The 19,858-nt window shown below is 37.1% G+C and carries 17 protein-coding genes and 1 tRNA gene; 8 read left to right on the top strand and 10 right to left on the bottom strand.

All coding sequences use genetic code 11. The features are described 5' to 3' along the window. Positions 1-12: 12 nt before the first annotated feature. Positions 13-1,074, bottom strand: a complete 1,062-nt coding sequence (serB, locus tag ABXH06_RS14345; RefSeq protein WP_311583170.1) for a phosphoserine phosphatase SerB — start codon at positions 1,072-1,074, stop codon at positions 13-15. A gap of 129 nt (positions 1,075-1,203) precedes the next feature. Between serB and ABXH06_RS14340 the strand changes: the two genes are divergently transcribed. Continuing rightward, on the top strand, positions 1,204-1,827 hold the full coding sequence (locus tag ABXH06_RS14340; RefSeq protein WP_311583173.1) for an AhpA/YtjB family protein: 624 nt from the start codon (positions 1,204-1,206) through the stop codon (positions 1,825-1,827). On the opposite strand, the gene ABXH06_RS14335 is transcribed toward ABXH06_RS14340, so the two are convergent. The 4 genes from ABXH06_RS14335 to prfC all read right to left on the bottom strand — a co-directional run bounded on the left by ABXH06_RS14335 (position 1,816) and on the right by prfC (position 7,625). Then, entirely contained in the window at positions 1,816-2,613 is a 798-nt protein-coding gene (locus ABXH06_RS14335) for a TatD family hydrolase (RefSeq protein ID WP_311583176.1), read from the bottom strand. The two genes, ABXH06_RS14340 and ABXH06_RS14335, sit on opposite strands and share 12 nt — an antisense overlap. 86 nt (positions 2,614-2,699) lie before the next feature. After that, positions 2,700-3,818: an HDOD domain-containing protein gene (locus ABXH06_RS14330; RefSeq protein WP_311583178.1), complete on the bottom strand. Its 1,119-nt coding sequence runs from the start codon at positions 3,816-3,818 to the stop codon at positions 2,700-2,702. Between the two features lie 268 nt (positions 3,819-4,086). Next, positions 4,087-5,841 carry an arginine--tRNA ligase gene (gene argS, locus ABXH06_RS14325; protein ID WP_311583181.1) on the bottom strand — a complete coding sequence of 585 codons (1,755 nt, stop codon included), beginning with the start codon at positions 5,839-5,841 and terminating at the stop codon, positions 4,087-4,089. Positions 5,842-6,044: 203 nt separating this feature from the next. After that, complete coding sequence (prfC, locus tag ABXH06_RS14320) at positions 6,045-7,625, bottom strand: peptide chain release factor 3 (RefSeq protein ID WP_353518656.1); 1,581 nt, start codon at positions 7,623-7,625, stop codon at positions 6,045-6,047. Between the two features lie 246 nt (positions 7,626-7,871). Here prfC and ABXH06_RS14315 point away from each other — a divergent pair, with 246 nt between their 5' ends. After that, positions 7,872-8,270 carry a BlaI/MecI/CopY family transcriptional regulator gene (locus tag ABXH06_RS14315; RefSeq protein WP_311583186.1) on the top strand — a complete coding sequence of 133 codons (399 nt, stop codon included), beginning with the start codon at positions 7,872-7,874 and terminating at the stop codon, positions 8,268-8,270. Next, the gene (locus ABXH06_RS14310) at positions 8,263-9,519 is read left to right on the top strand and encodes a M56 family metallopeptidase (protein WP_353518655.1); all 1,257 of its coding nucleotides are present in this window, start codon (positions 8,263-8,265) and stop codon (positions 9,517-9,519) included. Before ABXH06_RS14315 ends, ABXH06_RS14310 begins: the two co-directional genes overlap by 8 nt. Positions 9,520-9,593: 74 nt before the next feature. Here the strand turns inward: ABXH06_RS14310 and rimI are convergent, their stop codons facing one another. The 4 genes from rimI to aceK form a co-directional block, all read right to left on the bottom strand. Continuing rightward, complete coding sequence (gene rimI / locus ABXH06_RS14305) at positions 9,594-10,037, bottom strand: ribosomal protein S18-alanine N-acetyltransferase (protein ID WP_311583191.1); 444 nt, start codon at positions 10,035-10,037, stop codon at positions 9,594-9,596. A gap of 7 nt (positions 10,038-10,044) precedes the next feature. After that, positions 10,045-10,425: a DNA polymerase III subunit psi gene (locus tag ABXH06_RS14300; protein WP_311583194.1), complete on the bottom strand. Its 381-nt coding sequence runs from the start codon at positions 10,423-10,425 to the stop codon at positions 10,045-10,047. Between the two features lie 202 nt (positions 10,426-10,627). Further along, positions 10,628-10,704: transfer RNA gene (locus ABXH06_RS14295), tRNA-Trp, on the bottom strand. A 91-nt stretch (positions 10,705-10,795) separates the two neighbouring features. Continuing rightward, entirely contained in the window at positions 10,796-12,538 is a 1,743-nt protein-coding gene (gene aceK / locus ABXH06_RS14290) for a bifunctional isocitrate dehydrogenase kinase/phosphatase (RefSeq protein WP_353518654.1), read from the bottom strand. 322 nt (positions 12,539-12,860) lie between these two features. Between aceK and queA the strand changes: the two genes are divergently transcribed. The 5 genes from queA to secF all read left to right on the top strand — a co-directional run bounded on the left by queA (position 12,861) and on the right by secF (position 18,427). Continuing rightward, entirely contained in the window at positions 12,861-13,907 is a 1,047-nt protein-coding gene (queA, locus tag ABXH06_RS14285) for a tRNA preQ1(34) S-adenosylmethionine ribosyltransferase-isomerase QueA (protein ID WP_311583200.1), read from the top strand. An 84-nt stretch (positions 13,908-13,991) separates the two neighbouring features. Continuing rightward, positions 13,992-15,125, top strand: a complete 1,134-nt coding sequence (tgt, locus tag ABXH06_RS14280; RefSeq protein ID WP_353518683.1) for a tRNA guanosine(34) transglycosylase Tgt — start codon at positions 13,992-13,994, stop codon at positions 15,123-15,125. Between the two features lie 74 nt (positions 15,126-15,199). Then, complete coding sequence (gene yajC, locus ABXH06_RS14275) at positions 15,200-15,535, top strand: preprotein translocase subunit YajC (RefSeq protein WP_311583203.1); 336 nt, start codon at positions 15,200-15,202, stop codon at positions 15,533-15,535. An 85-nt stretch (positions 15,536-15,620) separates the two neighbouring features. Beyond that, a complete protein-coding gene (secD, locus tag ABXH06_RS14270; RefSeq protein WP_311583206.1) occupies positions 15,621-17,468 on the top strand; it encodes a protein translocase subunit SecD in 1,848 nt (615 codons plus the stop codon). 11 nt (positions 17,469-17,479) lie between these two features. Next, on the top strand, positions 17,480-18,427 hold the full coding sequence (gene secF, locus ABXH06_RS14265) for a protein translocase subunit SecF (protein ID WP_311583208.1): 948 nt from the start codon (positions 17,480-17,482) through the stop codon (positions 18,425-18,427). Positions 18,428-18,524: 97 nt separating this feature from the next. Here the strand turns inward: secF and ABXH06_RS14260 are convergent, their stop codons facing one another. After that, positions 18,525-19,700 (bottom strand): HD-GYP domain-containing protein, encoded by a 1,176-nt coding sequence (locus ABXH06_RS14260; RefSeq protein ID WP_311583210.1) that lies wholly within the window; start codon positions 19,698-19,700, stop codon positions 18,525-18,527. Positions 19,701-19,858: the final 158 nt, after the last annotated feature.

The following is a 19,858-nucleotide window of genomic DNA, read 5'->3' as shown; positions in this document are numbered from 1 at the left end:
TTCGCTCGTGTCTTATGCTAACCAATGAAGCAAACAATCTAAACCGCTAAAGTTAATTGCGCTGTCAGCTTGTTTTAAAACGATAGGTTTTGCATGGAAAGCGACCCCAAAATGAGCCGCATTCATCATCACTAAATCATTTGCACCATCGCCCATAGCAACCGTTTGTTGAAAGGGTAGTTGATATTGTTGTTGTAATGATAATAAACAGTCTGCTTTTGCTTGAGCATCCACAACATTACCCAGTACCTTGCCCGTTAAGGTGTTATCAACAATTTCTAACACATTCGCGTGAGCAGCATCTAAATTCAGCATGTCTTTTAAATGATCCGCAAAATAAGTAAAACCACCAGAGGCTATCGCAATACGCCAATGGTATTGTTTTAGTTCAGCAATTAGTTTTTCTAAGCCATTCATTAAAGGGATATTTTTAGCCACTTCAGCTAAGATACTTTCTGGTGAACCGGCAAGTTTTGACACCCTTTGGTGAAGACTTTGCGCAAAGTCTAATTCACCTTGCATGGCTTGTTCTGTTACCGCGGCAACTTCTTCACCAACTCCCGCTAATAAGGCTATTTCATCAATACATTCAATTTCTATTGTGGTGGAATCCATATCCATCACTAATACACCGGCTTGGTGAAGTTTAGGTGCGTTTTTAATTAACGCAGCCTCTATTTTTTCGGTTAATGCGATACTGGCTAATTGTGCTTTTGCTTCGTCAATATTTTCACAATGAACGGAAAAACGATAACTGACCAAAGCATTACGGTGATTTATCGCGGTGATCGCGGTTATTTCAACGTGACATTGTTGAGTAATGGTTAACAATTGTTGAAAGCTTGTTTCACTAAATAACACCAACTCAATTTCAGATTTAGTCGGCTTCGAAGTAATGCTGGTAGAAATTTGATCGTGACTGTTAACACGACATTGTTTAGCAAGCCTAAAAGTTGTTTCCGTGATCTGGCAAGTGATAGGAAAAATTTCAGACGGTTGTGTTAGTGAAATATAATCAGCCAAGGTAAGCGTTTTTAGATGGTTTAATGAAATTTCGTTAACAGCAATTGACACAATTAAGCCTTTTAAATAGTTAGATAGTAGAATTTTTGAGCCGAAAATTAACTTTATTAACAGCCGATATTTAAAACTTCAACAGAACCTTCTATAGTGTAAAGTAAGTTGAAAGTTTAACACGGCTCTATGACACAATTGATGACACATACCGAACAGCCTTTATACCCTAAAATATCGCCGATTTATAATAAAATTATGCAATTAGCTATAGCTATTTTTTTGATCATTGTTTTAATGAATCTTTGGGTATTTAGTTATGGTAATAATCAACAATCAACCACCAAACATTTTAACCAGATCAGTCAGCAGTATTTGTCGCAAATCACTAAAGCAACAGAAATACTTTTAAAAAATCAACCAAACAATAATCGTGAAAATATCCAACAGTATTTTGATGAAATTGCCAATGCACCATGGATAAAAGAACTCAGTTATTACGACCAAACGGGAATGTTGCTTATTGCTTCACAAGAATATTCTACGATAAATGACTTGTATGGTATTTCTATTCATAAAGCCGATCGTAGCGATAAATACTCAACTTTTGTTGAAGAAGTTTATCTAGATGATTTACAGGGTTATATTCGATTTACCGTTGCGAATCACTCGTTAACTAAAGACATTGAATTACAATCTGCGGAGCACTTTGATCTGGTGCGTTTAATGATGATTTTAGCTGTAGTGGTGGGGTTCTTTTTAACTCGAGGGTTAAATCGTTTTAGTCGCCAGGGTTTTCGCTTACATTCGTGAGTCGTCAAATAAGCGATTGATATTACTTTCAATCGCTTCGGATAATTGCTGTTTTGGCGCTTGACGAATTTCGGCTAATTTGTCAAAAATAATGCTCAAATTTAAAGGACTGTTAGCTTGTCCTTGCATACCAAATAATGGCATGGCTGGAGCATCGGTTTCTAATACCAACGCATCAACAGGAAATCGTTTCACGGCTTTTATTGTTTTTTCTGCTCTCGGGTAAGTGATAGTCCCTCCTATTCCTAATTTAAAACCTAAATCAATATACGCTTTACCTTGCTGATAACTGCCTGAAAATGCGTGGATAATCCCATTTTTTTCTACAGGGGTAGATTTTAGCTGCTGTAATATTTCTTGATGCGTACGGCGATGATGAACAATTAATGGTAATGAATATTTATTGGCCATTTGTATATGAAATTCAAAAAAGCTTTGCTGCAGCGTCAAGTTATCTTGCTCTTTCGCTATAACACCATCTAAACCTGTTTCACCTATGGCTATCAGTTGCTGTCTATTGCTGGCTATGGCGTCATCCAATTGTGATAAATGATCGTGAGTTAATCCATTTAAATACCAAGGGTGAATGCCCAAACAGGGCAACAGTTGACACGGTGTTTGATTGTTTTTAGCAATATTTAGTAGGGATTGCCATGTTGATGGTGAAACGGCAGGGACAATTATTTTTTTGATATTGGCGGCATAACACAGAGATAACAATTGTTGACGATTTTCATCAAATTCAGAGAAGTCAATGTGACAATGACTATCAGTAAAATGTTTCATTACTTTCTCCACGTTAGCCAGTCACGTGCAAACAACTAAACGGTACTTTTTATATTGCCACATAAGTTATGAGTTAACTGGTTATGTTATTTAAATCTAAGCGCTTTTTGTTTTAACCGATCAATTTTTTCAACTAAGTTAAAGTGCTGTAAAAATGCATCATCGACATCTTTTTCTTCTAGTAAACAATTAGCAAGATATACCGCTTGGCTTATTCCTATTTCCTTATTCAGAAGCTCTTTAGGTTGATGATGTTTTAAAACGGCATCGATTAAATAATAAGGGAAGCTCCAAGTATGCAGCAAATAAGCACCAATTTGCGTATGATCTGTCGAAAATATCTTTTCTTCGAGTTCAATTGCATCCGACGTTCTGGCGTTATTTGCAAAATATTTTAACGTGAGTGCTTTATCGATTTCAAACAACACTAACTTACCAATATCATGTAATAAACCGGCTAATAAAGTATCTTGTTTTAACTCTACAGAGACTAATGAAGCCGCAAAGCGGGCAGTAGCTAAACAATGCGTTTGTTCGTCTAATAAGGAAAAGTTTGGAATATCTGGCTGGTATGAAAACATTTCAGCGGTCATCACAATACAGCTTAAGGTATCTACGCCAAGCTTGGTAATGGCTTCTGCAATTGAAGATAAAGGCTTATCTGTTTGACCAAAAATATTATTGGCCGACTGAATCACCTTAGCTGCTAATGCGGGATCTTGAGTAATAATATCGGCAATTTTATCAGAATCGGTATTGGCATTTTTTAAAATAGCATTTAACTGCATATATACCCTTGGCGGGCTAGGTAATGCTTTAACTTTAGCGACTGATTTAACAATTATCTCTTTGGTTATTTTTTTATGATTTCCTTGAAAAGATAATACGGTATTTATCACGCTAATGGGCTCGACAGGAGGTATAAAGACATAATGCGCATAATGATTTATTTGAGCAATATCTTCATGAATGTGTGCGATGCGAATTAGTTTAGGAAATTTTATCGTGATGGCTTTTAATAAGTTGATCACAGATGTTTTTTCAAGATTGTCAGCAACAATCACAACATCAAAGTTATGCTTTTGTAATAGCTTTAAACCAGTAAGTGGGTCTGTGACGCTCGCGGTTTGGCAAAGTTGCTGTTTGAGCAAATCATTAAGGTGAGTTAATGATTTACTTTTATTATCAATAAGCAAAACTTTCATTAAAATTCCTTCACTATGAACTAATGAGTTGTAGTTCAACCTTTATAGCAAGTTAATTAGATTAAGTCTCTCAGCAGTAATCTAAAAATGTTGGGCTATGTTTTCATTAACGTGATTATTTATCCTCGACAGAATTAATAAGTCGTCAACTAATTTGTTAACACGGCTTTTTAAAACTTTTAAGCAAGCTGATACGTCAACAGTTACGTGCTTTTTAGTTTCAGTACGCTAATGCCGTTCTCAGTCGAAAATAAAATATGAATGGCTATTACATCCGTTCCATTACTTCGATACCTAAAATATCTAACCCTTGTTTTAGGGTTTTCGATATTTGTGCACATAAAGCTAAACGTGATTGTTTTACTTGTTCATCAATACCGTCTTTTAGAATTGGGCAAGCTTCGTAAAAACTCATATATAAGCTCGCTAATTCATAAAGGTAGTTACATAATAAATTTGGTGTACATTCATTTATAACCGCATCAATAACATCTTCTAACTGTAATAACTTTAACGCTAAAGCTTTTTCTTGAGGCTCAACAATGGCAAAGTGCTGTTCAAATTGTTGCTGATTAACCCCAGCTTTAGAGAAAATACTTTGAATACGAGAATAGGCATACTGTAAATAGGGAGCGGTTGCACCTTCAAAGCTCAACATGGTTTTCCAGTTAAAGATATAATCACTGGTTCTATTTTTTGATAAATCAGCAAATTTAACCGCGCCGATACCTACTTTTTGTGCCACTTCAGTAAGTTTTTCATCAGAATAATCGGGGTTTTTCTCAGCGATCACGTCTTTAGCACGAACAACTGCCTCGTCTAATAATTCTGCTAACTTGATTGTGCCACCAGTACGGGTTTTAAATGGCTTACCATCATCCCCCATCATCATACCAAACGGGCAATGATCATAACCTACATGCTCAGGTAAAAAGCCGGCTTTACGGGCGACTATTTCAACTTGTTTAAAATGGAGCGCTTGTCTTGCATCTGTGAAAATTATAATTCGGTCTGCTTTTAATTCATTACTTCTATAACGACAAGCGGATAAATCGGTGGTTGCATATAAATATCCGCCACCTGACTTTTGCACAATAAATACAGAAGGTTCACCATCTTTATTTGCCATTTCGTCAATAAAGACCACTCTTGCTCCTTGGTCTTCAACCGCAATTTTCTTTGCTAATAATTCATCAATCACTTTAGGCAGATCAGGGTTATAGGCACTTTCGCCCATGATATCGTCACGGGTGAGGGTAACATTTAATTTGTGGTAAATTTCTTCACTGTGTGTGATAGAAATATCAATAAATTGTTGCCATAACACGGCACAATCGGCGTCACCACCTTGAAGTTTAACAACATAGTCACGAGCTCTATCAGCAAAACCTTCTTCATTATCAAAACGGACTTTGGCTTCTCGATAAAAATTTTCTAAATCAGCAAGGGCGGTTTCAGCGACTTCATTGGCTTGAAGTTTGTCGCTTAAATGAGCAAGTAGCATCCCAAATTGCGTGCCCCAATCTCCCATGTGATTTTGACGAATGACCTTATCACCTCGAAATTCAAGAGCGCGAACAACTGCATCACCAATAATGGTTGAGCGTAAATGTCCTACGTGCATTTCTTTCGCAAGGTTTGGCGCAGAGTAATCAACGACAACATTTTGAGGATTGTCTTCTGTCCCGGTTGTTCGTTGCGAAACACCTAGTTTTTCGTCGTTTGCAATAGCAGATAACTGAGCCGCTAACCATGTTTTGTCTAAATGAATATTAATAAAGCCTGGGCCGGCTAGTTCGACTTTTTCAGCTATTCCATCAAGGTTTAAGTGTTCAACCACTTTAGTCGCCAGTTCACGAGGATTCGTTTTTAGCTTTTTCGCCGCACCCATTACCCCGTTTGCTTGATAATCACCAAAATTGGCACGGTTAGAAATACTTAATGCAGGATTAGTATCTTCAGGTAAACCCGCTTGAACCATGGCTGTTAGCACTTTTTCTGAAAGTAGTTGTTTAATATTCATTTCATTAACTCTTTTTGTGATCAAGTAATAACTTGATCTAAATAATCTTTATAAAGCTGTATTTAGCTATTTCAATAGGCGTTTTGGCACAATAGTTGAGTTTTAGCAAAGCCGTTGAGCTTTTTCATGAGGAGCTTAGTGTACTAAGTGACAAATGAAAAAGCGAAAACAATGCCGCTAAAACGAAATATATGCCACCAAAATTAGTGCTCTCGTGTCTGATGGAACGTAATATCCGGATGACGCTCTTGCGCCAAATTTAAATTAACCATAGTCGGTGCAATATAAGTTAAATTATCACCACCATCTAAGGCGAGATAATCAAATGCTTTCTTCTGAAACTGCTCTAATGTGCGCTCATCATCACAAGTACACCATCGAGCTGTTGCTACGCTAATAGGTTCGTAAATCGCGTCAACGTTGTATTCTGTTTTTAAACGTTGCACCACTACTTCAAATTGCAGCACACCAACCGCGCCAACAATCATATCGTTGTTCATTAAAGGTCTAAATACTTGTACTGCACCTTCTTCAGAAAGCTGAATCAAACCTTTTTGTAATTGCTTCGCTTTTAGCGGGTCGCGTAAACGAATTCGACGGAACATTTCGGGAGCAAAGTTTGGAATACCACTAAACTTCATGTCTTCACCTGCGGTAAAAGTATCACCAATTTGAATACTACCGTGGTTATGTAACCCTATAATATCACCAGCAAAGGCTTGCTCAACGTTTGAACGATCCCCCGCCATAAAAGTAACGGCATCGGCTATTTTTACGTCTTTGCCGATACGGACTTGGCGCATTTTCATGCCTTTTTCATATTTGCCTGAACAAATACGCATGAATGCGATACGGTCACGATGTTTTGGATCCATATTCGCTTGAATTTTAAAGACAAAACCTGAGAATTTTTCTTCTTCAGCTTTTACTTCTCGCGTATCCGTTTTGCGTGGTAATGGTTTGGGTGCCCATCTAGTTAGGCCATCAAGCATATGATCTACACCAAAGTTACCGAGCGCGGTACCAAAGAATACCGGTGTTAACTCGCCTGCTAAGAATTCGTCTAAATCAAATTCGTGCGATGCGCCAATAACTAATTCTAATTCTTCGCGTAAGTCATCGGCATAGTGACCAATGGCAGTATCAAGCTCTGGGTTGTCTAAACCTTTGATTACTCGTTTTTCTTGAATAGTGTGGCCTTGGCCTGATTGATACAGAAACGTTTCGTCGGTTAAAATGTTATAAACACCTTTAAATTCTTTACCCATGCCAATAGGCCAAGTAATCGGCGCACATTTTATTTTTAATACGTCTTCGACTTCATCCATGACTTCCATGGGATCACGCACATCACGGTCCATTTTATTCATAAAAGTAATAATTGGTGTATCTCTTAAGCGCGTAACTTCCATTAATTTAATGGTTCTGGCTTCAACACCTTTCGCTACGTCAATTACCATTAAACAAGAGTCAACCGCGGTCAGCGTACGATAAGTATCTTCCGAGAAGTCTTCATGGCCAGGGGTATCTAAAAGGTTTACAAGACAGTCGGCGTAAGGAAATTGCATCACAGATGTGGTAATTGAAATACCACGATCTTTTTCCATTTCCATCCAATCTGACTTTGCATGTTGCCCTGATTTCTTCCCTTTTACCGTTCCCGCTTTTTGTAAAGCTTGACCGAAAAGTAATACTTTTTCAGTGATGGTTGTTTTACCTGCATCGGGATGCGAGATAATAGCAAAGGTGCGTCTTAGGTCGACTTCCTGCTGTTGTAGCGACATGCAAAATACCTGTTTATAAAATAATAAATGAATAGCGAATTTTTAAAGCGCAACATTATATCGAAAACAAGCGTTTAAGGCAGCAATAATCTGTACTTTGCTTTAAATTTTTTTATCTAAAAAAAATTAAAGCGATAATTATTTGACAATCATGATTACAAGTGTAATTCTTGTTTGTGATTACGCTTGTAATCGATTTGTGTTATTTGTGATTCAGATTTTAAGTTAATACATAAGGCAATAAAGATGCAAAGCAGTGTAGATATTAGTAATGCAGAATTTGAAGTTTTAGATGTGCTCTGGAAGAAGCACCCAGCGACAGCTAATGAAATTATTGAGCGTTTAAATCTGAAAAAGCAGTGGCATGATAAAACGGTTAAAACATTGCTAAATCGATTAGTGAAAAAAGAAGCGATCGGTTTTGAAAAAGAAAAAAGGTGTTACTTGTATCATCCAATAGTAGAACGAGAAGCCTATACGCAATCTGAAAGTCAGAGTCTGATTGAACGCATGTTTAGTGGGCGGGTTTCTCCGTTAATTGCTGGATTTGCTAAGCATAAAAATCTAGAGAAAGATGACATCGACGAACTTAAACAAATAATTTCGGCGTGGGAGCAAGAAAATCAGGAGAAAGAAAATGATTGATTTACTTATTACTTGGTTTGCACCTTTAACCATTATTTTATCAATCATCTTAATATCTCATCGCCTTTTACTAAAAAGGTTAGGCCCAACAAAAGTTTATTTATTATGGCTATGCGTACCAATAGGACTATTTTTTTATAGTTTGCCATTATCTTGGGAGGCTAATAATCACTTTGCTGATGATAAGATACAGCAATTCATTGTTGTTCCAACTCAAACATTTCAACAGCAATTTACCGTTGAATGGTTAATATCATGCTGGATTTTAATCAGTACATTAATGCTCATTTATTGGTTGATTTCACATTTTCAATTCTTAAACAAAACGGCGTTAACTCGATTAGACCCAAATCAATTACCGGTTAAATTACCGCTTAATCTACCTGTGTATCAAAGTGCACACGCATATAGCCCAATGATTGTTGGGGTTATTAATCAAAAATTATTATTACCAGAAGAATTTACTGTTTTGTATAACGATGAGCAGCAAAAATTGATTCTGGAACACGAAATTTGTCATTTTGATCGCAATGACATTTATTGGAACTTAATAGCATTTATGTTTTTAGCGCTATTTTGGTTTCACCCATTGGTATGGTTAGCGTATTTTCGCTTTCGCCGTGACCAAGAACTTTCCTGTGATCAAATTGTTTTGGCGCGAAAACAATTAGCGAGCAGGATCAACTACAGCAGAGCATTGCTAGTAGCAGCAGAAACATCGCCGCCACTTGCTTTTGCTCAGCTTTCTTTTAAGAAATATGGAGATAAAGAGATCATGTTTGAACGCATAAAACATATTAAAACCCACACTAAAGCATCAAAATTAAGCTTAGCTTTAGCGTCAGTCTTATCGATTACATTATTATCAGGACTTAGCTATGCCGGCAATATTGGTGATGGCAACAACACACAGAAACACAGGACACCACCTGCCGTTAAAAAAGAAGCCATGCCAACTTATCGTGTTGAACCTAAATATCCGCTTAAAGCTGTAGAAGAGGAAATAGAAGGTGCTGTGGTATTAAAGTTTGATATTAATGGGGAAGGAGAAGTAAAAAATGTTGAAGTCATGGATGGTGTTCCTGCTTATGTGTTTGATCGTGTAGCAATGACAGCACTCAAGCAATGGAAATATGAAGCAACCGGTGAATATCATAAAAATCAACTCGTACAGCTTGATTTTAGAATGGGACCTGACTCGACTTTCAAAGATGTTAATCTTATTGAAAAAATTAGGGTGACTCAGTAACAACATTTTCGACTTAAAAGCTTTTCATTCTGAAAAGCTTTAATTTTTACTGCAATAAATAACTCAATACGAATTTATATCGACTTTGTCATCACAATCGCATCTTCATAGCCAATTGCGCTAGGGTAGTAACCCGTGCGTCGTGCAATTTCAGCATAGCCATCGTTAATGTACATCATTAAGGCGGAGATGTTTTTTGCTCTCACTTCTAAATGCAGTTTTTCGGCGCCGAGTGATTTAGCTTCGTTGGTAAAAAAATTGAGGATGTGCTTTCCATAGCCATTACCTTGGTAAGATGGCGAAATGCAAATATCCATTAATGTCGCTTCACCCAGAATATATTCGCCAATATAAAAGCCAATGATATGCTCTTTGTCTTTTAAATAATGACCGAAATAGCGATCCCCAATACAGCTTTTAAAGGTTTTCTCACTCCAAGGGTGTGAATGGCAATCGTTTTCAATCGGCATAAGTGTGCCAACATCGTTAAGGGTAATAGGTAAAAATGTAAGCGACATAGCAGTTTTAAGGATTTAAGTTATGTTGGATAAAGGTTTGCCAAAGTTGTTTTTTCGCTACCGGTGACTGAGCTATTTTGTCTAAACTCGGTGTGATAAGTGTAGCTTTTTCAAAGCGAATATTAGCATTATCGGTAAATTGCCAATTAAATAGTCCTAAATCGAGGTGAGACTTTTGCCACGATATATCATCAGGTTTAATAGACAGTGCATGTAAAATATCTTGAAATATTGTTAGCTTGTTAATTTCATTGGCGGAAAAATCACCGGTAATATTGCGAGTAGACTCTTCTTTAACTTCACTTGAAGTTTGCTTAAGATTTTTACGTTGCCACAAGGTAATCCCCATCGCTTTTAAGTGATTGAATTGTCTTGTGGTGATAGTCATTAGCGTTCTGTCATTAAGATGTGTTTGGTTATCATCGCAGTATAAATAGCAAAAAGCTACTTGTTAAGTGGTATTTGCTCACGGAATTTCATAAAAGGGCAGCAATGTAATACCGCTGGTTTGGAGGCTTTAAATTAAAAAATGTTTATAACTTAATGATAAGAACAATAGCTGAATAGATATAAATAATTTGGGAAGAAAATGGCAGGGGTGGAGAGATTCGAACTCCCAACCGTCGGTTTTGGAGACCGCTGTTCTACCAATTGGAACTACACCCCTGCAACGGAGACGAATTATACCCAAGCAATTACAAAGGTAAAGCGCTAAATTCTAATTTTATACTGTTCGGCTAATAAATATGCAATTATCGTTAACTTAGTTCGTTTTGACTTAATTTTAACTCTTGAGGATAAGGATAAACATTCTCGATGACGCCTTGAGCAATATTTTGTTGGTGTTTTTGCCAGTATTTGGCATCGAGCAATTCACTGTGGTGCTTTAAAAATGCCTTGCGGTATTTAGGATTTGCTAAAGCAAAGGTTGCTAACTCTTCTGGAAAAACATCACCAGGAGCAACTGAATACCATGGCTCTGCCGCAAATATTTGCTCTTCGGTAACTGGCTCAGGTATTACCCTGAAATTTACTTCATTCATGTAAGTGATCTCATCATAATCATAAAAAATTACTCTGCCATGTCGGGTAACGCCAAAGTTTTTTAATAACATATCTCCGGGAAAAATATCAGCTGCAATGAGTTGTTTGATTGCTTCTCCATAACCAAACATTGCTTCATCTATTTTTTCATCCGATGCATCGGCTAAATATATATTTAAAGGGGTCATTCTACGTTCAATATATAAATGCTGAATAATAATAAGTTCCTCTTCAAATCGGATAATTGAAGGTGCAACTAACATAAGTTCATCAAGAAGGGCTTGGGAAAAGCGAGCTTTTGGAAAAGCAACTTCCGAGTATTCCATGGTGTCAGCCATTCGACCGACTCTGTCGTGTAATTTCACTAAGCGATATTTTGCTTTGACATCTTTTTTCGTCATTTTCTTACTTGGTGCGAACTTGTCTTTAATAATTTTAAAAACATAAGGGTAAGAAGGAAGTGTGAAAACAGACATCACCATGCCTTTGATTCCGTCAGCTAATTGAAATTGATCATTACTGCTAGCTAAATGATGTAAAAAATCACGATAAAATTGCGTTTTACCTTGTTTATGAAAGCCAATAGCTGAATATAAATCTGCTCGGGTTTTATGGGGGATCAAGCCTTGTAAAAAGTTAACTAGGGCTTGTGGGTAAAAACAATCAACAAAAAAGTACGAACGTGCAAAGCCAAAAACTACCGCCATATTTTCTGGCTCTGTTAGCAGTGCATCTAAATGCAAGCCTGTTTTTTCGTCATTCACTATGGCGACGATAAAAGGGGTTTCACCATCTGGAGAAATGACTCTACCGATGATATAGGCACCTTTATTGCGGTAAAAAGTAAAGTTGAGAATATCGAGTTTAAGCGCATCAAGGGGGAATTTTGCTAATTGAGGCTTTTTGATAAATGCTCGAACTAATGCGCTAAATTCTTTTTTAGGGTGAGAAAATCGCGCCGAAAAACTCGCTTTTCTGATGATATGAGTGATGGTTTTACTTAACCCTTTTTCCGCAGGGTGGTAGCGAGTATAAATTTGAGCGGCAGATATTTGCTGTTCGGTGAGATCGCTCGCTTCCACGAAAATAAAATCGTTATGATAATATTTTCGTTCAAAAAGATGACAAAATACTGAGTTATAAAAACTTTCTGCTAATTCTGCTTGTGGATGATTTAACAGTAATTCGACATAACAGTTTTTGATGTTTTGCCAAAGTTTTTTATCTAATAATTCGATACCAAAATCTTTTTTTATCGTATTAAGGGTTTCAATGACTCGCTTATCAAAGTAGTCGGTTCGCTCTTTTGCTGCTTTATGAATGGCTTGCCATTGGCAGTTTTCAAAACGCTCTTTTGCCGATCGTGTGATGGCACTAAATAAAAAAATATGTCGCTCAAAACCATTTAAAATGGTCTTAGCAATGGCATAGGTTTGCGTTAAATTATAATCATTCATAGCACATCATCATGAAAAACTTTTATTCAGCATACGATACAAATAGGGGCAAGACAGATATTTTATATCAATGGTCAATATTGATCTCAGTGATACTCAGCATTATAAGGCAAGAGAGTAACGTTAAAGAACCTAACAGTACTGTAACCACTAAGTTAGTCATTTTAAAATAACGAACCAATTAACCAATTAACCAATAGATCCACAGTAGTAAACTTATAGTGATAATTAGCTTCACGGTTAACGCGGTTTTACTTGCTATTCGTTGCTATGATCACTAAAATTACGCGGTTTTTCACTGAGTAAATATTCCTAAAATATCATGCGTGTTGCCGACTTTTCCTTCAATTTACCCGAAGAGCTTATTGCTCGTTACCCTAAAGAAAATAGATCATCGAGTCGCTTGATGACCCTTGATGGCAATAGTGGTGAGATTACAGATACCACCTTTACTGAAATATTAAACCAAGTAAATCAAGGAGATTTATTGGTTTTTAATAATACCCGAGTCATCCCTGCGCGATTATTTGGTCAAAAAGAAAGTGGCGGAAAAGTGGAAGTTTTAGTTGAACGCTTGCTTGATGATAAACGATTTTTAGCTCATATTCGCGCAAGCAAGTCGCCGAAAGTAAATACTAAGTTATTGCTTGAAAATAAAGTAAATGCAACTATGGTGGCAAGGCATGGCGCTTTATTTGAATTAGAAATACATTCACAAGACAATGTATTGCAAGTGCTTGAAGACGTCGGACACATGCCATTACCTCCTTATATTGATCGTCCCGATGAACAGAGCGATAAAGAACGTTATCAAACCGTTTATAATGAAAAACCCGGTGCCGTTGCGGCGCCAACGGCCGGTTTACATTTTGATGATGCGTTATTAGCTAAGCTTAGCGAAAAAGGGGTGAATTTTGCCTTTGTTACCTTACATGTCGGGGCAGGCACTTTTCAGCCGGTTCGCGTTGATGACATTGCCGACCATATAATGCACGCTGAGTATGTTGAAGTACCAGCAGAAGTGGTCGAACAAATTACTGAAACTAAAGCCAACGGAAAACGTGTTATTGCTGTTGGTACTACTTCGGTTAGGTCGATTGAAAGTGCGGCAAAATCGTCGATTAAAAACGGTCAGCCATTGCAAGAATTTTATGGTGACACGGATATTTTTATCACCCCTGGTTATCAATTTGAAGTGATTGACGCTTTAATCACTAATTTTCATTTATCAGAATCAACCCTATTAATGTTAGTGAGCGCATTTGCTGGCTACGAAAATATCATGACAGCTTATCAACATGCTGTTGCCGAAAAGTATCGTTTTTTTAGTTATGGTGATGCCATGCTGCTAACCAAAAAAACTAACTAAACGATACGATTAAACTAAACCGCTGGCCTGTTTCGCTAGTTGGTTGAGGAATTTATAATGACAGAAAAATTACCCGTTAAAGCAATGAAGTTTGATTTAATTACCAAAGATGGTAAAGCGAGAAGAGGACGTTTAACCTTTGCTCGTGGCACGGTTGAAACTCCAGCTTTTATGCCAGTAGGAACTTATGGCACAGTGAAAGGCATGAAAACAGAAGAAGTTGAAGATATTGGTGCTGAAATTATCTTAGGAAATACCTTTCATTTAATGCTTCGTCCTGGCACTGATATTGTTGAACAGCATGGCGGTTTACATGAGTTTATTAATTGGAATAAACCTATTTTAACTGATTCAGGCGGCTTTCAAGTTTTTAGTTTAGGTAAAATGCGTAAGATCACCGAAGAAGGTGTTAAGTTTAGCTCTCCAGTCAATGGTGAAAAAATTATGTTAACGCCTGAACGTTCGATGGAAGTTCAGCGTAAATTAGACTCTGATATCGTGATGATTTTCGATGAATGTACGCCTTATCCTGCTACTCATCAAGAATCAAAAGATTCAATGGAGCTTTCATTACGTTGGGCGCAACGTTCTAAAGATGCTCACCAAGAAAACCCCAATGCGTTATTTGGTATAGTGCAAGGTGGCATGTATGAAGATTTACGTGAAATTTCAGTCGAAGGTTTAAAAGCGATTGATTTTGATGGTTATGCAATCGGTGGTTTATCGGTAGGCGAACCAAAAGAGGATATGGTAAGAATTTTAGAGCATACCACCCCCTTGATCCCTGAGAATAAGCCCCGATATCTCATGGGAGTAGGCAAACCTGAAGACTTAGTGGAAGGTGTGCGTCGCGGTATCGACATGTTTGATTGTGTCATGCCAACACGAAACGCCCGTAATGGTCATTTATTTGTGACCAATGGCGTGTTAAAAATTCGAAATGCACGACATAAAACTGATACCAGTCCTTTAGATGCAGAATGTGATTGTTATACCTGTAAAAATTATTCACGTGCTTATTTACACCATTTAGATAAGTGTAATGAAATTTTGGGTTCACAATTGAACACGTTACATAATTTACGTTTTTATCAGCGTATTATGAAAGAATTGCGTGATGCTATCGAGCAAGGTAAGTTAACGGAATATGTAGAAACATTTTATGCCTTGCGTGACTTACCTGTCCCGCCTTTAGCGGCAGGAAGTGAACAAGTTTAGCGATTAATTGGCTTTGAAAGGCCCAATTAATCATAAAAATTATCATTTAATAGAAGAAGTATAAGAGGAAAATTATGAGTTTATTTATTAGTCAAGCACATGCTGCAGCGGCACCAGCACCTCAGGGTGGCGGTATGGAAATGGTTATCATGTTATTGGTGTTTGGTTTTGTATTTTATTTCATGATTTATCGTCCACAAGCTAAGCGTGTAAAAGAGCACAAAGGTTTAATGTCAGCACTTTCTAAAGGTGATGAAGTGCTAACGCAAGGCGGTATTGTTGGTAAAATAATGAAAGTGTCAGATGATAAAGACTTTATTGTTATCAGCATTGCAGAAGGTACTGAAGTCACTGTTCAAAAAGCTGCAGTTAATGCGGTATTGCCTAAAGGTACTATGAAAAACTTATAATATGATTGATTCACGGGTTGAGAAAATGAAATGATACTCGTGATGAAAAATATGAAGTAGCCATTGATAAAAATAGGATGACATTGTGTTAAACCACTCTCCATTATGGAAAAAATTGTTGGTGCTATTTGTCGTAGCAATAGGTGCGCTTTATGCGTTACCTAATATTTACGGTGAATCTCCAGCAGTACAAGTGTCAGGTTTACGGGGCGTAGAAGCAAATGCGACAACACTTGACACTATTAAGTCACAATTGACTAAAGAAGGGATTGATTATTCAAAAATCACTTTCGAGAACGGTCAAATTTTAACAAAATTTACTGATACTGAAAATCAGCTTAAAGCGCGTGATTTATTAGAATCAAATCTTGGTGATAAATATTCAGTTGCCTTAAACCTTACGCCAAACACGCCTGATTGGTTAGCGAGTGTAGGCGGTGTTCCTATGAAGCTAGGTTTAGATTTAAGCGGTGGCGTAAGCTTTACCATGGAAGTGAATATGGATGAAGCAATCGCTAAAGCTACGGATGGTATGATTGGTGATTTCCGTACTGATTTACGTGGTGAAAATATTCGCTATCGAACGGTAAAAGAAGTTGGCTCTGCAATTGAGATTCAATTTAGAAATGCTGAAGACGTTGATCTTGCTGAATCTTTCTTATCAAAGCGATACCGTGATTTACTGTTTGAAGAAAATAGTGACAAAATGACATTGTCTGCTTCAATGACAGAGCAGAAACTCAAAGAAATTAGAGAGTACGCTTTACAACAAAATATTACCATTATTCGTAATCGTGTGAATGAATTAGGGGTTGCAGAACCATTAGTTCAACGCCAAGGTCAAAAGAATATTATTATTGAGTTACCAGGTGTTCAAGACACAGCTAAAGCGAAAGAAATTTTAAGTGCTACGGCAACTATTGAATTTAGAATGGTCGACAGTGATGGTGATTTAAGTGCTGCCTTAAATGGCCGTGTACCTTCAAGTTCTCAATTATTATACGACCGAGATGGTCGCCCATCATTATTGAAAAAACGCGTGATGTTAACCGGTGATCATATTGTTGATGCTGGTTCTAGTTTTGATGAATATTCTCGCCCTCAAGTCAATATTACGCTTGATTCTCCAGGTGGCAGTAAATGGTCAAATGCGACTAAAAATAATATTGGTAAGCCAATGGCCACGGTTTTTATTGAATTTAAACCAACAGATCGCCTTGATGCTCAAGGGAATATTGTTTATGAAAAAATCGAAGAAATCATCAGTGTTGCTACGATCCAAGGCCGCTTAGGTAAAACCTTTAGAATTACAGGCTCGGGTTCGCAAGCTGAAGCTCACAACCTAGCGTTACTTCTTAGAGCCGGTGCGCTTATTGCTCCTATTCGTATTGTTGAAGAACGTACAGTTGGGCCAACGCTTGGTGCTGAAAACGTACAATTAGGCTTTCAAGCGATCATGGGCGGATTTGCCCTTGTCTTTATCTTTATGTTGTTTTATTACCGCGCTTTTGGTGTGGTAGCAAACTTAGCATTGACGGCAAACTTAGTGTTAATTGTTGGTGTTATTTCTTTAATTCCGGGCGCGACGTTAACCTTACCAGGTATGGCAGGTATTGTCTTAACGGTTGGTATGGCGGTTGATGCTAACGTATTGATTTTCGAACGGATAAGAGAAGAGCTTCGTGAAGGTAAATCAGTTCAACAAGCGATTCATCAAGGGTATGATGCGGCATTTTCAACCATTCTTGATGCGAATATCACCACGTTAATTGCAGCGATAATTTTATATGCAGTGGGTACTGGACCGATTAAAGGTTTTGCTATCACATTATCGATTGGTATTATCACATCAATGTTTACTGCCATTATCGGTACGCGAACTATCGTTAACTCAGTGTGGGGCGGTAAACGTCTTGACAAGCTTTCAATATAGGTGATCAAATTATGCAATTATTAAAATTGAAAGAAACCGTTAATTTTATGCATTATCGCAAATTTGCGATGGTGTTTAGTGTGGTATTAATGTTAGCCGCGATGACCTCATTAGTGGTTAATAAATTAAATTTTGGTTTAGACTTTACCGGTGGAACCTTAATTGAAGTAGGTTTTGAGCAAGCAGCCGACTTAAATACTATTCGTCAAGTTATGGACAGTAATGGTTTTGATGATGCCGTTGTACAACTGTATGGTAGTTCACGTGATGTTGTTATTCGTTTAGCGCAACGTGAAGACATTAAAGCTGAAATGTTAGGTAACCAAATTTTATCGATTCTAAAAGAAGGCACGGGACAAGAGTTAGTCATGCGCCGTATCGAATTTGTTGGTTCAAGTGTCGGTGATGAATTAACCGAGCAAGGTGGTTTAGCCATGCTTACGGCTCTTATTTGTATTTTGGTGTATGTCGCGTTTCGTTTTGAATGGCGTTTTGCATTAGGTTCGGTATTTGCCTTATTTCACGATGTGTTATTAACGTTAGGTTTATTTTCCTTTTTAAGGTTAGAGTTTGATCTAACCGTATTAGCGGCTATTTTAGCGGTAATAGGCTATTCATTAAATGATACTATTGTTGTTTCAGACCGTATACGTGAAAACTTCAGAAAAATTCGTGATGGTGGTCCAGCAGAAATTATTAATATTTCTTTAACGCAAACCTTAAGCCGAACCTTTATTACTTCAATTACCACTTTGTTAGTATTATTTGCTTTATTTTATCAAGGTGGGGCGCTTATTCATGGCTTTGCTACTGCATTATTATTTGGTGTGTTTATTGGTACCTATTCATCAATATATGTTGCTAGTGCGGTTGCGCTTGCTCTAGGGGTGTCGAAAGAAGACTTGATCCCAGAAGTTATTGAAAAAGAGGGTGCAGATCAAGAAATGATGATGCCATAACATTATTTTTTGTTTGATTAAAAAGCCAATTACAGTCTGTAATTGGCTTTTTTATGGCGATATTTTCAGAGTAATGATTGAAAATTCCCGCAATTGTCTATGTGACAATATCTCGAATGGTTTTATTTAGGTTGATTTGATAATCACTGGCTTTAATTGAATTGATAATTACGAATTCTTCCTGAGTTAAGTCAAATTCAACGGGTTTAGTATAGCTATTTAGTTTAAGGCTATAGATGACTTTTATTTTAGGCTTAAGCGGATCCGTTCTATTGCCTTCAATCACAATGGCTATTTTTTCGTTGGATAATTCAACTAAGGAGCCGACAGGATGTATGCCGAGGTATTTGATAAATTGCTGAACAATATCCGCATCAAATTTCTTCTTTTCGTTCAGTAAATGACGAAAAACAGCTTGAGGTAGCATTGCTTTTTTATAAGGTTTATCGGCAGTCATGGCATCGTAAACATCAACGATAGCAGTAATACGAGAAAGCTTTGATATTTTATCACCGGCTATACCACGCGGATAACCTGAGCCGTCAAGTCTTTCATGATGATTTACCAACATATCGGTCAAGATTGGGCTAGAATATCCCTCTCTTTTTGACATTTCCATGCCCCAAAGTACATGTTTTTGAACGACAGACATTTCGTTTTTAGTTAATTTTTCTTGTTTTTCTAAGATGGTTCTAGAAACTTTTGCTGTGCCTAAGTCATGAATTAATGCCCCTAACGTTAACTCTTGAACGGTATTTTTTTTAAATCCAAGATAGATAGAAAAGCCACAGATGAGCACCGCACAATTAATGGCATGTTCCCATTGATAGTTAGATTTTTCACGTATACGGGTGAGTATGGTCATGGCATGTTCATTTCGGGTAATAGAATTGGTAATTTCACCCGCAAGAACAGTCATAGCCTCCATTGATAAAGGCTTAGCTGAAGATATATTTAACATCAACTCTTTTACGTTTTCAGCCGATTGCTGGTAGATATCACAGGATCGTTCGAACTCATCTGTTAAAGAAGTTTCTTCAACATCCGTATTATCGTTATCCTGTGCAACGGTTGGATCAGGTTCATCTTCTGGAAAATTCGATTGTTCACAATCAATGACAACACGAACCACACCTTGCTTTTTTAGAAGCTCAATGGTTCTTGCTGAATTAACCACTCCCTGATTTTTTACTTTATGATCACTATCTTTGAGGAAAATGTCTTTAACAAACATTCCTACTTTTAGTTCATCAATTGTTAAGTCTTTAAGCATATTAAGAATTATAGCCTTTTTATTATTTTTATTTGGCATTGACCTATATATTTTTATTGGACAACTTTAGCGCATTTTTTCTGGTTTGCGAAGTATTGACTATTCTTGGCTGATTAATTTAAGTTACTTTAATGTTTCGTTGGCAATATCTTCGTTAT

The organism is Thalassotalea sp. SU-HH00458, from assembly GCF_040362795.1.
In the GTDB taxonomy this organism is placed as follows: Bacteria; Pseudomonadota; Gammaproteobacteria; order Enterobacterales; family Alteromonadaceae; genus Thalassotalea_H; species Thalassotalea_H castellviae.
The sequence above is the reverse complement of the archived record's forward strand: the minus strand, read 5'-3'. Positions and strand labels throughout refer to the sequence as shown.

Excerpts from the sequence above, each read along its gene's own strand:
- ABXH06_RS14315 (WP_311583186.1), top strand. The coding sequence starts at position 7,872 with ATGCAAAGCAGTGTAGATATTAGTAATGCAGAATTTGAAGTTTTAGAT.
- prfC (WP_353518656.1), bottom strand. The coding sequence starts at position 7,625 with ATGTCGCTACAACAGCAGGAAGTCGACCTAAGACGCACCTTTGCTATT.
- argS (WP_311583181.1), bottom strand. The coding sequence starts at position 5,841 with ATGAATATTAAACAACTACTTTCAGAAAAAGTGCTAACAGCCATGGTT.
- ABXH06_RS14340 (WP_311583173.1), top strand. The coding sequence starts at position 1,204 with ATGACACAATTGATGACACATACCGAACAGCCTTTATACCCTAAAATA.
- ABXH06_RS14260 (WP_311583210.1), bottom strand. The coding sequence starts at position 19,700 with ATGCTTAAAGACTTAACAATTGATGAACTAAAAGTAGGAATGTTTGTT.
- ABXH06_RS14335 (WP_311583176.1), bottom strand. The coding sequence starts at position 2,613 with ATGAAACATTTTACTGATAGTCATTGTCACATTGACTTCTCTGAATTT.
- ABXH06_RS14330 (WP_311583178.1), bottom strand. The coding sequence starts at position 3,818 with ATGAAAGTTTTGCTTATTGATAATAAAAGTAAATCATTAACTCACCTT.
- rimI (WP_311583191.1), bottom strand. The coding sequence starts at position 10,037 with ATGTCGCTTACATTTTTACCTATTACCCTTAACGATGTTGGCACACTT.
- ABXH06_RS14310 (WP_353518655.1), top strand. The coding sequence starts at position 8,263 with ATGATTGATTTACTTATTACTTGGTTTGCACCTTTAACCATTATTTTA.
- yajC (WP_311583203.1), top strand. The coding sequence starts at position 15,200 with ATGAGTTTATTTATTAGTCAAGCACATGCTGCAGCGGCACCAGCACCT.
- ABXH06_RS14300 (WP_311583194.1), bottom strand. The coding sequence starts at position 10,425 with ATGACTATCACCACAAGACAATTCAATCACTTAAAAGCGATGGGGATT.
- tgt (WP_353518683.1), top strand. The coding sequence starts at position 13,992 with ATGAAGTTTGATTTAATTACCAAAGATGGTAAAGCGAGAAGAGGACGT.
- secF (WP_311583208.1), top strand. The coding sequence starts at position 17,480 with ATGCAATTATTAAAATTGAAAGAAACCGTTAATTTTATGCATTATCGC.
- queA (WP_311583200.1), top strand. The coding sequence starts at position 12,861 with ATGCGTGTTGCCGACTTTTCCTTCAATTTACCCGAAGAGCTTATTGCT.
- aceK (WP_353518654.1), bottom strand. The coding sequence starts at position 12,538 with ATGAATGATTATAATTTAACGCAAACCTATGCCATTGCTAAGACCATT.